The organism is Pseudomonas sp. UBA5568 (assembly GCF_002425525.1).
In the GTDB taxonomy this organism is placed as follows: domain Bacteria; phylum Pseudomonadota; class Gammaproteobacteria; order Pseudomonadales; family Pseudomonadaceae; genus Aquipseudomonas; species Aquipseudomonas fulva.
In genome coordinates this window covers 105,415-116,915 of record NZ_DIMK01000053.1, presented here as the reverse complement: position 1 = coordinate 116,915, position 11,501 = coordinate 105,415, and the positions used below count along the sequence as shown (strand labels likewise).

Sequence of the window (11,501 nt, the reverse complement as noted above, 5' to 3'; positions counted from 1 at the left end):
AACTGCAACTGCAACTGCAATGATTATAGATCGAGAAGTCTACCAGAATAGGTAGCAGTAGACATCTTCACCGACTATAAAAGAACTAGCTTGCTCAACCACCTCTTACACTGCGTGCTTTGGGCCCCAGAATGTTCAGACAACGCCCAGGATCACCCCGCAGGCCGCGCCGGCACCTGCAATACCACCCTCAACCCATCACTTCGGCTATCGAATTTCAGGCTACCCGCACAGCGCTGCACAATTGCCTGAACGATGGCCAAGCCAAGTCCGCATCCGCTGCTCTGGCCATGACGCCAGAAACGCTCGGTCAGGTGCCCGAGGTCTGCCTCGGCAATGCCTGGCCCGTGATCGCGCACCATGAACCCCACCTGCCCCTCCACGGCCTGTACCTCCAGCTCCACCGCATCGTCACCGCCATGGCGCAAGGCATTGTCCAGCAGGTTGCGCAGCGCCGCCACCGCGAGCGGTGCGGGCATGCTCAGGTAGACCTGGGCCGCCTCGGGCGGCAAGTTCAGGACGATCCTGCGGTTGTCACCACCCCCGGCGTCCTGCACCGCCTGACGCGCGACTTGCTCGGCACTGCACTGCACACCGTCGTCGAACGACAAGCTACCCTCCACCCGTGCCAGCATGAGCAATTGCTCCAGGGTCCGGTGCATGCGATCGGCGCCCTGTTCGGCATGCTCGAGCGCTTGTTCGCGCACCGTGCCCTCGGTCATGCGAGCAACCTGCAGGTGGGTCTTGATGGCTGTCAGCGGGCTGCGCAGCTCATGGGCGGCATCGTCGGTCAGGCGCCGCTCGCGCTCGATGGTCTGGGCGATGCGCACGAACAGCTGGTTCTGGGTCTCCAGCAACGGCTGGAGCTCACTGGGCATGCCGGCCACCTGCAACGGCTCGACACTGTCGGGGCGCCTGCGCCGCAGGGCATCGCGCATGCGATTGAGCGGCTCCAGGCCTTTGCCCAGCCCGATCCAGAGCAAGCCCAGGCTGCCCAGCAAGGCCATCAGCACCGGCGCCGAGGCAGCGAGCAGGATGGACTGGTTCAGGGCTTCGCGCTCCATGTGCCGGTCGGCTGTGGTGATGCGTACATCGCCATAGTTGTAGGTGAAGGTGCGCCATGAGGCATCGTCGATGGTCTGGTCGCGAAAACCACTGCGCCCGTCATCCATGACGCCATCGTGCTTGTGGTTGCTGGCCAGGATTTCCCCACGCAGCGAGCTGACCTGGCAGGCCATGCCGTCCGGTACGCTCAACTGGTCAGCCGCATAGTGGGTACCTTCGCCCTTGACGCTGAGCGGCTGGGGCAGCTGGTCGATCAGGCCGGCGACCATGCGTGCAGATGCCACCAGGCGCTGGTCGAGGGAGAACATCATCTGCTGGCGCAGGTCGCGCAACATCCAGGCGGCGGCCAGCGCCCAGATGATCACGAAGGCACTGCCCAGGATAAGGCTCAGGCGCACACGCAGGCTCATGATGGCGTCTCGGTGGGTGCATTGGCTGGGCCCAGGCGATAGCCTAGCCCGCGCACGGTCTCGACGATGCCATTGCCCAGCTTGCGGCGCATGTGATGGATATGCACGTTCAGCGCATTGCTTTCCACTTCGTCGTTGAACCCGTACACGCAGTCCTTTAATTGCTCGCTGGACAGCACGCGCCCGGCGTTCTGCAACAGGGCCTGGAGCAAGGCTTGCTCACGACGAGACAGGTCCACGGGTTTGCCGGCAAGCGTAGCCTCGCAGCTGCTGGGGTCGTAACGCAGCGGGCCATGCTCGATCACGTTCACCGCACGGCCGGCGACTCGGCGCAGCAGGGTGTGCAGGCGCGCGGCCAGCTCGCGCAGGTCGAACGGCTTGAGCAGATAGTCGTCGGCCCCGGCCTGCAGGCCGTCGACCCGATCAGTGACCGCATCACGGGCGGTGAGCACCAGCACTGGCAACGTCTCACCTTGCTGACGCAGGCGGCGCAGCAGCTTCAGGCCGTCCTCGTCGGGCAGGCCAAGGTCGAGGATCATCACGTCGAACTGCGCAGCCTGGAGCATGGCCCGGGCGGCGGCGGCATTGCCCACCCGGTCGACGGTCAAGCCCTGTGCGGCAAGGCCTGCACAGATGCCAGCAGCGATGAGGTCGTCGTCCTCGCAAAGCAGAACGTGCATGGGTGGGGCTCCCGCAATGGTGTGGCCGATATTGCAGCGTGAATGGATTAAGGGGGAATTATGGACGCAGGCACAGGGTTTGGGGAGAAGGATTGGGCGGCGAAACGTGCGGATTGTCTGACAGTCAACGAGCGGTCTTGCCGGAGCGCCGGACCATGCGGTGCTTAACTTTGGGGGTCAACTGTCATGCACCACATCTGGAGTCTATCGGCTTCCCGTGTCGGAGCGGCCCTTGTGCCGCGATGGGCCGCGCAGCGGCCCCGGCACTATCAGCTGCGAAGCTGAAACCTCAAAACAGCGCCCCCCTGACTGATCCAGCCAGGCCCTTTTATAGAGATCGCTATCTTCCAGATACAGCGCAGCACCACGTGCCCCGCCCTGCTCAACGCCCTAAAACGCCCAGCGCCTCGGGCGTATCCACATCCATCAACACCCCCGCATCCGACACTTCGATCACCGTGCAGGAGGCACGGTTGGCATGCACCACCGCTCTGGCGCCTTCGTCACCGGTCAGCCCCAACAGCGCCGGCCAGAACGCGCGCCCGAAGATCACCGGATGCCCCTGCTGCCCAGCATGACGCGGCAGCACGATGGTCGAAGCCTGGGCGATCTCGGCCAGGTGCCTGAGGGTCGCGGCCTCTATCCACGGCATGTCCCCCAGCAAGACAGCCACCGCCTGCGCATCGCTGTCAGCCAGGGCGGCAACGCCTGCTGCCAGGCTGTGCCCCATGCCCGAAGCTGCCTGGGCACTGACGACCCAGCCACAGGCGGTGCCCAGGTCGAAGTCCTCGCGGCCCTCGTCCTCGCGTACCACGACACGCACATCCTCGAACACCGCCTCGGCCCGTTGTACACATTGGGCCAACAGGCTGCGCCCGTCGGGCAGCAGGGCCCGGCGCTTGTCGGCACCGAAGCGCCTGCTGCGCCCAGCGGCCAGGACCAGCGCCGCCACCTTCACAAGGCGGCCCGGTCAAGCCCGTTGCGCACCCGCAGTACATCTGCCAACACCGCCAATGCGATCTCGGCCGGCGTCTTGCTGCCCAGGTTGAGGCCGATGGGCGCATGGATGCGATCCAGCGCATCGGTATCCAGGCCGCCGATGCGGTGCAGCCGCTCGCGGCGTTTATCGGAGGTGGCGCGCGAACCCATCACGCCGATATAGAACGCCTCGGTACGCACAGCTTCGAGCATGGCCAGATCGTCGATCTTGGGATCGTGGGTGAGCGCCACCACGGCGGTGTCGGCATGACAACCGCCATTGAAGATGAATTCCGAGGGCAGCTCGCGGCGTACCTCGATACCGTCGATCTGCACCCCTTCGAGCACCTCCTCACGTGGCTCGCACAGGACCACTTCGAACCCCATGGCCTTGGCGAATTCGGCGCAGTACTGCGCAACACTGGAATACCCCGCCAGCAGCAGCCGCTGGGCGGCACCCACGCGCAGATGCACGCAGTCACCGTCGCGGTGCACGCGCGGCCCTTGACCGGCTGCGTCTGTCAGACCCTGGATGCCGCTGGTCACCTTGACCTGGCGCAGTACCCGCCGCTGACCCTGCAACGCGCTTTCCAGCTGGCGCAGGTGGTCTTGCACCTCGCACGTGGACGGCAGGCGTTCCACCAGCACGTCCAGCACGCCGCCACAGGGCAAGCTGACCCGCGAGCGCGGGTCGCTGCCATCGCCGTAGCGCACGATGGCCGCCGGTTGCACGAACTCGCCCAGGGCCACGCGTTCAAGAAAATCGTCTTCGACGCAACCGCCGGACAACGACCCCAGCCACTGGCCTTTGTCGTTGACTGCCAGCAACGAGCCCGGCGCGCGGGGCGCCGAGCCGTAAGTGGCGAGCACGGTGCACAACCACACCGCTTGACCTGTGCTAGACCACTGCAACGCCTGGCGAATCACCTGTAGATCGAGATGCTGCACGCTTTACTCCGCTTTCAGCTCGGCCAGCTGTTGTTCACTGAAATCACCGGGCAGCCCGCCCCATGCCTGACGCAGGTAGTTGACCATGTCGGCCACCTGGCGTTCATCGAGCTTATCAGCGAACCCTGGCATCGGCTGCATGCGCTCAAAGCCGGTGAACTGCTGCTCGCGGATCCCGTCGAGTATCACCTTGGCCAGGTTGCGCGAATCGGCCTGGCGCAGCACCGTATTGCCTTGCATCGCCACGGCGATGTGCGGCTTGCCCTGCCCCTCCACGCCGTGGCAACCGGCGCATACATTCAGGTATTGCTGGCGACCGCGCTGGGCACTTTCGCTCATCTGCGCCAGCGGCACGGGCGCGATCGCCTTGGCCACCGGCGGGTTGTCGCCGAGCAGGTAAGTGGCCATGGCGGCAAGGTCGGCGTCTTCCAGGTGCTGAGTGCTCAGGTGCACCACCGGAAACATTTCGTTGAACATACTGCCCTGGGCGCTGATCCCGTGCTTGAGGAACGCGGTCAGATCCGGTTGCGACCAGCCGCGCTCGGCCAGGTCGGTGGCCAGCAGGCTCGGGGCCAGGTATCCGTTGAGCAGCCCACCGCTCAGACGCAGGTCCTGCTGCAAGGCGCCGACCGCGTTGCGCGGGGTGTGGCACTCGCCGCAGTGCCCCATGACCTCGACCAGGTACTGGCCACGCTGCCAGGCAGGGCTGCTGCCTTCGACAGGCTGGGCCTGCACGCTCTTGCCGTACAGCATGTTCCAGCCGCTCAGGCCAAGGCGCACGTTGAACGGAAAACGCAGGGCCGTCTGGGGTGCCGGGCGATGGACCGGGGCGATGGTCTTGAGGTAGGCGAAGATCGCATCCGAGTCTTCACGCCGCATCAGGTGATACGAGGTATAGGGCATGGCCGGATACAGGTTGGCGCCGTCCTTGCGCTTGCCTTGGGTGACGGCCGCGAAGAACTCGTCGGCGTTGTAGTTGCCGATGCCGTACTGCTTGTCGGGCGTGATGTTGGTGCCGTAGATGGTGCCAAACGGCGAATGGATCGGCAGGCCACCGGCGAACGGCGCTCCGCCCTCGGCCGTGTGGCACGCCATGCAGTCGGCAGCACGGGCCAGGTACTGGCCGCGCTTGATCTGGCCGTCATCACTGGCCAGCGCCGAGCACGTTGCGGCAAGGCCAAACGCTAGCGCCAGGGCGCTACGGAAAAAGCCCATGCTCAACCCTCCTTTACCAGGCCGAGGTCATCGAGCACCGTGCGCGTGGCCTGGTAGTAGCGCACATAGCCGGTGCAACGGCAGATGTGGTGACCAAGGCTGGCTTCGATACGTGCTTGCACCTCGCTCTTTTTCAGCGGCTGGCGCTGTGCGGTTTCCACCAGGACTGTGGCGGCGTTGACGAAGCCTGGTGCGCAGTAGCTGCACTGGAACGCGAACAGGTCGACGAACTTCTGTTGGATCGGGTTCAACGTAAGGTTGCCAGCCTCGTCCTGCTGGGCGTGGCCTTCGATGGTACGGACCTTCTTGCCTTCGAAGTAATGGGCGCCGGTGATGCAGGTGCGCACTTCTTCGCTGGTGCCGTCGGGGTTGTCGACGATCACCACGCAGGCGTGGCAGATGCCCTGCCCGCAGCCAAGGCGCGAGCCGGTGAGGTTCTGGTGCTCGTGCAGGTAGTCGATCATCGCCAGGTCGTCAGGGACCTGGACCGGGCCGACCGGTTGACCGTTGAGGGTCAGTTGCAGTGGACGGTTAGCCATTGAGGGCCTCCTGGATACGGGCTGGGGTAATGGGAAGATCGCGTACGCGCTTGCCGATGGCATGGGCCACGGCATTGCCGATGGCACCGACGATCGGGATCATCACCACCTCGGCGATGCCTTTGGACGGGTCGGTGGGTGAAAGCGGCGGAAGAATCTCGCTGCTTTGCGTCCATACCGCCACATCACGCGCGTGCGGCAGGCGGTACCGGTTGAAGTTCCAGTCGCCCTCCCCCGGCCCGCCTTCGTACAATGGCATTTCCTCGGTCAGTGCATGGCCAATGCCCATGGCGATGCCGCCTTCGAGCTGGCCCTTGACCAGTTCAGGCACCAGCACGCGGCCGCATTCGACCCAGCTGTGGTGATCGAGGACCTGCACCTGGTGCGTGCCTTTGTTCACCTTCACCTCCACCAGGGTGGCGACCGGGCTGTAATAGGTGACCATGGCGTTGTTCAACTGTGTATCGGGGTAAGCAGGGTTCTGACGGTCGAGCAGGTGGTAGCCGCTGCTGGTCATCTGCGCCTTCTTGGCATTGGCGGCGCCGTCGCCGTACTTCACGGCCAACGCGTCGAGCGGGAAACGCTCGCGCACGCCGTCGATGACGAAGTCGGACTCAGCCCAGCTCCAGCGGTTGAAACCGTGGACGCTCACGCCTGTTACCAGGCCCATGGCATGGGCCTTCTCGGCCAGTTGCGCAAAAGGAATAGGCGCCAGGCCGTTGCCGGTCAGCTCACCGTTGACCCACACTGCGTTTTCCCGACGCACTACCAGCGGGTTGGCCTGGCCGCCGTGCGGGCCCTGGGTCCAGATGGCCATGGCAGCAGGCCATAGGCCGTGATTGAACAACGCGCGAGCCGCCTCGCGTGTGGCATGGCTGAAATAGAACGCCGAGTTGGTCGCCGACGAGGGTGAGGCCAGCTTGCCGACCCAGCGCGGGTTGCGCAGGGCGGCGTCCTGTTCGGCCTGGCTGATCAGGTACGGGTTGCCGCTGGTGGACAGTTGAAGCTCGGGCCACTCGGTGACGGCAGTGAGCACTTCGTCGGCCGAACGGCCCAGGAAATCGCTGACCACCAGTGCCTGGGAGGTGGACATGCCGGTGCCAAGCTCGGTGCCGATGTGGCGCAGGCTGATGCGCCCGTCGCGGCTGAACTCGATGCTGGCCATGGGTGCTTCGGCGCCGGTGCCGAAGTCTTTCTGGCAGATGGCAAAGCCAGTGCCGTACCAATGATCCGGGTCGCTGGCCTCGCGCCGTTGCTTGCGTGCATCACGGTTACGCCAGCCTTCGTGCTGAGCCGCCTTGTCGAGGATCTCGTGCAGGCGCAATGCACCGGCTGGCACCGCGCCCTGGGTATTCTTCATGCCCGACTTCAGGGCATTGTTGCGCCGCAGGTCAATGGCATCGACGCCCAGGCGGCCGGCCACTTCGTCCACCATCATCTCGGTGGCGGCCATGCTTTGCAGGGTGCCGTAACCGCGCATGGAGCCGGCTTCCACTGCCCGCGAATGATAGGCAGTGACTGCCAGATCGTTCTGCGGCATGTAGTAGATCGACTGGGCAGCGGTAGCGCCTACGGCTGCAACGGAGGGGCTGTAGTTAATGCGACCACCGCCGTCACAGCTCATGTCGGCACGGAAGATCTTGAAGCTGTTGTCCTTCTTGTCCACCGCCAACTGGTAACGGATGTCGAAGGCGTGGCGCTTGATGCCGCTCTGGAATTGCTCGTAGCGGTCGTTGGCCAGGCGCACCGGCACGCCCTCGCCATACAGCGCTGCCACGGCAGCGTAGAAGACGAAGATGTTGTTGTCCTTGGAGCCGTAGCCAACGGTGTAGCCTGGGTGCATGTTCAAGTGCTTGAGGCCAAAGCGTGACGGCTTGATCATGTGCACGCATTCCTGCGCGGCCTCGAACGGGCACTGGGTCGCCACGACGAAATGCAGGGTGCCGCTGGCCACGTCGAACCAACCGTTGCCGTTGTCCGGCTCCAAGGCCGCCGGCTCGATGGAGGGGGTCTTGAAGCGCTCGTCGAAGACCAGCCAGTGCTCGGGCGGGTTGGCCAGCTGTTCGGCCATGCGGTTGGCGTAGAACAGGCCCTGCTCGGTCAGGTCGCCATGTTGGTTGGGCGACTTGGACCACACCGGCTTGCGGTTGAGGATGGTGGGAAACAGCGGCGAATCCTTCAGGCTGGAGAATTCGTCTTCGTCGAACGGGGTGGCGCCACCCACCCGCACGAAGCGGAAACTGCCGTAGGGGTCACGCTGGTACAACGGCGCCTGGGCGCCGTAGCGAATAACCTGGTCGTTGAATTGCAGCAGGCGCTTGGCCTGACGAAAGCGCTCGAAATCGTGCCAGATCAGCAGCGCCACCGGGTGGCCGATGAACATCGGGACCTTGCCAGGGGGCAAGAGCGGGTCTGGCGAGTGCGCCTCGGGCCAGGCGATGCCGTCGCGCTCCAGGTCGGCAGCGGTGACGATGCGGTCCGGTTGCAACTCGGCACCCAGCACACTGAGGTCGTGGCCTTCATAGAGGCGGTCGGCCTTGGTGGCCTTGAGCAACAGAGCGTGGCCTTGCTGCGCAGGCCAGCCGGGCATGTCCTTGGCACGAATGTCACGGGCGAAGACCTTGTTGCCACAGACTTTCGACAACGCGTCGTTACGAAAGCGCGCCTTGCCGTCATGGTTCATCCATTTGAGCGGCGAGGCGGTAACCCGGTCCTCCATCAGCGCGGCGAACGCCTGGCTGCCAAGCGGCGCCAGGGTCACGCCGACGCCAGCGATCAGGCCGCCTTGCAGAAAGGCGCGCCGGGAAATATCACGGTTGGACATGCTTGATCCTCTGGGCAGCAGGGGGTGCTGCCCATGTGTTCTTAATTCTTGTGCAGGGGTCGAGGGGGTCGAAACCCTGTCGTGCAGGTCAGGAAAAACTGACTTGATTGTCAACTTTACCGCATTGACGCCATCACAAGCAAAGTCAAGCTGACATTGTGTCGCGGTATTTCGTCGAACCCTGAGGTCAGCCGACTTGCTTCAACCCTATTCCCGCGTTAACAGTGGGTTAATCGATCCTCGCCAGCATGGCCCCATTCAACGATCTGCCAAGGCAAACTCATGCGCGTTTTTCTGCTGTTATTGATGGTGCTGCTGGCTGGCCCAGCGCAGGCCAACCCATTCGCCACCAAGCCTGACTTTCTACCCGTCGAACAGGCTTTCGTGCTAACCCACGACCGTCAGGCCGACGGCTCTACCCGCCTGTATTTTCAGATTCAGCCGGGCTATTACCTGTACCAGAAACGCCTGAAGTTCGACGGGCTGCCCACGGGCCAGCATCCGCCCTTGCCTGCGGGCATCAATCACCACGATGAGTTTTTCGGCGACAGCACCGTCTACCGCGAACAGCTTGAGTTGACGGTGCCCCCCGGCGCCCAGGGGCAGTTGCGTCTTGGCTGGCAAGGCTGCGCCGATGCGGGCCTGTGCTACCCCCCGCAGACGACGCTGGTCGACCTGGGGGGCGAAGCCTCGGTCGCCACCCTGGAAGCTGAGCAGGCCAGCGATCAGGCGTTGGCCAGCGGCCTGCAGCAGGGCAACCTGGCCTGGGGCCTGCTGGCCTTCTTCGGCCTGGGCCTGCTGCTGGCCTTTACGCCCTGTTCGTTGCCGATGCTGCCGATTCTCGCCGGGCTGGTGCTGGGCAATGGTGCCAGTGCACGGCGTGGCTGGATGCTGGCTGGCACCTACGTGCTGAGCATGGCCCTGGTGTATGCCGCCTTGGGTGTGGTGGCTGCGCTACTGGGCGCCAGCTTGCAGGCCTGGCTGCAACAACCCTGGCTACTGGGCAGCCTGGCCGCTTTGTTCGTGTTGTTGGCCCTGCCCATGTTCGGTGCCTTCGAACTGCAATTGCCCGCTGCCCTGCGCGACCGCCTGGACCGCGCCGGACAGGGCACGCGCGGTGGCAACCTGTATGGTGCTGCGCTGCTGGGCGTGTTGTCCGGGCTGCTGCTGGGGCCCTGCATGACCGCGCCGCTGGCCGGGGCGCTGTTGTACATCGCCCAGAGCGGCGACGTGCTTCAAGGGGCGCTGGTGCTGTTCAGCCTGGGGCTGGGCATGGGGGTACCGCTGCTGCTGATCGTGACCCTGGGCAACCGCTTCCTGCCACGCCCTGGCGCCTGGATGAACCTGGTCAAAGGCATCTTCGGCTTCGTGTTCCTGGCCATGGCGCTGTACACGGTGCGCAGCCTGCTCCCGGCCAGCTTGCTGTTGGCCTTGAGCGGGGCCTGGCTGATCGCACTGGGCTGGACCGCCTGGCCTGCGCTACAGCGCCTTCCGGCGCTGCGCATTGCACCGTTGCTGGCAGCCATGTGGGGCGGCTTGCTGCTGGTCGGCGCCGCTGCCGGCGGCGATGACCTGTGGCAACCGCTGCGCCCATTCACGGGTGGGACGGTGGCCGCCACCGACTCGCCTGCCCACGACGCCTTCGTCACCGTGAGTACGCCCGAGGCACTGCAACGGGAGCTGGACGCGGCCAAAGGCCGCAACCAGTGGGTACTGCTCGATTACTACGCCGACTGGTGCGTGGCCTGCAAGGTTATGGAAAAGCAGGTGTTCAGCCGCAGCGACGTCCAGGCCGAACTGGCCGGCGTGCACCTGCTGCGCCTGGACGTCACCACCGATACGCCCGCCAGCAAGGCGCTGTTGCAGCGTTACCAGGTGCCTGGCCCACCTACCCTGATCTGGCTCGGCCCAGAAGGCCAGGAGCGCCGGGCAAGGCGCATCACCGGAGAAGTGGATGCCGCCACCTTCGTGCAACAGTGGGCCCTCACCCGGAGCCAGGGCTGATGCTGACCGTGACCCTGGGGCCACTGACCATGGCCCTGAACCATCTGGTGCTGCTGTGTGCCCTGGGCATTGCCAGCGTGGTCGGCTGGTGGGTGGCACGGCGTGGCGGCGAGAGCCCCGAGTCCGCGCTGTTCAACCTGTTCCTGATCGGCCTGTTGTGCGCGCGGATCGGATTTGTCGCGGCCTACTGGTCGATGTACCGGGGCGATCTGCTCCAGATCATCGACATCCGCGACGGCGGTTTCCTGCTATGGCCAGGGCTTGTGGGCATCAGCCTGGCTGCTGTGTGGCAAGGCTGGCGTCGCCCTGGCCTGCGCCGGCCATTGAGCTGGGCGCTGTTCAGCGGCGCCTTGTTCTGGGGGGTGGCCAGCTTGGGTAGCCACCTGTACAGCAAGGGGACCGAATTGCCTGCCATCACCCTGCGCGATGCCGCAGGCGAGTCGGTGGCGTTGCAGCGCTACCGGGGTAAGCCGCTGGTGATCAACATCTGGGCGACCTGGTGCCCGCCCTGCCGCCGGGAAATGCCTGTACTGCAACAAGCGCAAGGCGAGTACCCCCATGTGACGTTCCTGTTCGTCAACCAAGGCGAGACACCTGAAAACGTCAGCACTTTCCTGGCCACCACCGGCTTGAGCCTGACCCACGTGCTGTTCGACGGCACTGGCCTGCTGGCCCAGCGCGTCGGCTCCATGGCCCTGCCTACCACCCTGTTCTACGACGAGGGCGGCCGCTTGCTTGGCAGCCATCTGGGCGAGCTGTCGCGCGCCAGCCTGCGTCACGCCCTGGAATCCTACCAACGGGCCGCCACGCCCGAACCTGCCGCACAAGGACATTGACC

Annotated in this window: 9 protein-coding genes; 2 read left to right on the top strand and 7 right to left on the bottom strand. The window is 64.9% G+C overall.

Annotation, left to right across the window (positions count from 1 at the left end):
• Window positions 1-152: 152 nt before the first annotated feature.
• The 7 genes from B2S33_RS17390 to B2S33_RS17360 form a co-directional block, all read right to left on the bottom strand.
• A complete protein-coding gene (locus tag B2S33_RS17390; protein WP_145280087.1) occupies window positions 153-1,475 on the bottom strand; it encodes an ATP-binding protein in 1,323 nt (440 codons plus the stop codon).
• A complete protein-coding gene (locus tag B2S33_RS17385; RefSeq protein WP_288650730.1) occupies window positions 1,472-2,155 on the bottom strand; it encodes a response regulator in 684 nt (227 codons plus the stop codon). The genes B2S33_RS17390 and B2S33_RS17385 overlap by 4 nt, the downstream gene beginning before the upstream one ends.
• A 382-nt stretch (window positions 2,156-2,537) precedes the next feature.
• The gene (locus tag B2S33_RS17380; protein ID WP_288650729.1) at window positions 2,538-3,113 is read right to left on the bottom strand and encodes a nucleotidyltransferase family protein; all 576 of its coding nucleotides are present in this window, start codon (window positions 3,111-3,113) and stop codon (window positions 2,538-2,540) included.
• Window positions 3,110-4,081 carry an XdhC family protein gene (locus B2S33_RS17375; protein WP_288650728.1) on the bottom strand — a complete coding sequence of 324 codons (972 nt, stop codon included), beginning with the start codon at window positions 4,079-4,081 and terminating at the stop codon, window positions 3,110-3,112. Before B2S33_RS17375 ends, B2S33_RS17380 begins: the two co-directional genes overlap by 4 nt.
• Before the next feature lie 3 nt (window positions 4,082-4,084).
• Window positions 4,085-5,296 carry a cytochrome c gene (locus B2S33_RS17370; RefSeq protein WP_110607441.1) on the bottom strand — a complete coding sequence of 404 codons (1,212 nt, stop codon included), beginning with the start codon at window positions 5,294-5,296 and terminating at the stop codon, window positions 4,085-4,087.
• A 2-nt stretch (window positions 5,297-5,298) separates the two neighbouring features.
• The gene (locus B2S33_RS17365) at window positions 5,299-5,835 is read right to left on the bottom strand and encodes a (2Fe-2S)-binding protein (protein WP_023535868.1); all 537 of its coding nucleotides are present in this window, start codon (window positions 5,833-5,835) and stop codon (window positions 5,299-5,301) included.
• A complete protein-coding gene (locus tag B2S33_RS17360) occupies window positions 5,828-8,659 on the bottom strand; it encodes a xanthine dehydrogenase family protein molybdopterin-binding subunit (protein ID WP_027916036.1) in 2,832 nt (943 codons plus the stop codon). Before B2S33_RS17360 ends, B2S33_RS17365 begins: the two co-directional genes overlap by 8 nt.
• Window positions 8,660-8,941: 282 nt before the next feature.
• Between B2S33_RS17360 and dsbD the strand changes: the two genes are divergently transcribed.
• Together dsbD and B2S33_RS17350 are read left to right on the top strand one after the other, a co-directional pair.
• Window positions 8,942-10,663 (top strand): protein-disulfide reductase DsbD, encoded by a 1,722-nt coding sequence (gene dsbD, locus B2S33_RS17355; protein WP_088523304.1) that lies wholly within the window; start codon window positions 8,942-8,944, stop codon window positions 10,661-10,663.
• Window positions 10,663-11,499: a TlpA disulfide reductase family protein gene (locus B2S33_RS17350; RefSeq protein ID WP_288650726.1), complete on the top strand. Its 837-nt coding sequence runs from the start codon at window positions 10,663-10,665 to the stop codon at window positions 11,497-11,499. The genes dsbD and B2S33_RS17350 overlap by 1 nt, the downstream gene beginning before the upstream one ends.
• Window positions 11,500-11,501: the final 2 nt, after the last annotated feature.

Bases quoted from the DNA above. Each gene is read 5' to 3' on its own strand.
- B2S33_RS17390 (WP_145280087.1), bottom strand. From the start codon at position 1,475: ATGAGCCTGCGTGTGCGCCTGAGCCTTATCCTGGGCAGTGCCTTCGTG.
- B2S33_RS17385 (WP_288650730.1), bottom strand. From the start codon at position 2,155: ATGCACGTTCTGCTTTGCGAGGACGACGACCTCATCGCTGCTGGCATC.
- B2S33_RS17370 (WP_110607441.1), bottom strand. From the start codon at position 5,296: ATGGGCTTTTTCCGTAGCGCCCTGGCGCTAGCGTTTGGCCTTGCCGCA.
- B2S33_RS17365 (WP_023535868.1), bottom strand. From the start codon at position 5,835: ATGGCTAACCGTCCACTGCAACTGACCCTCAACGGTCAACCGGTCGGC.
- B2S33_RS17360 (WP_027916036.1), bottom strand. From the start codon at position 8,659: ATGTCCAACCGTGATATTTCCCGGCGCGCCTTTCTGCAAGGCGGCCTG.
- dsbD (WP_088523304.1), top strand. From the start codon at position 8,942: ATGCGCGTTTTTCTGCTGTTATTGATGGTGCTGCTGGCTGGCCCAGCG.
- B2S33_RS17350 (WP_288650726.1), top strand. From the start codon at position 10,663: ATGCTGACCGTGACCCTGGGGCCACTGACCATGGCCCTGAACCATCTG.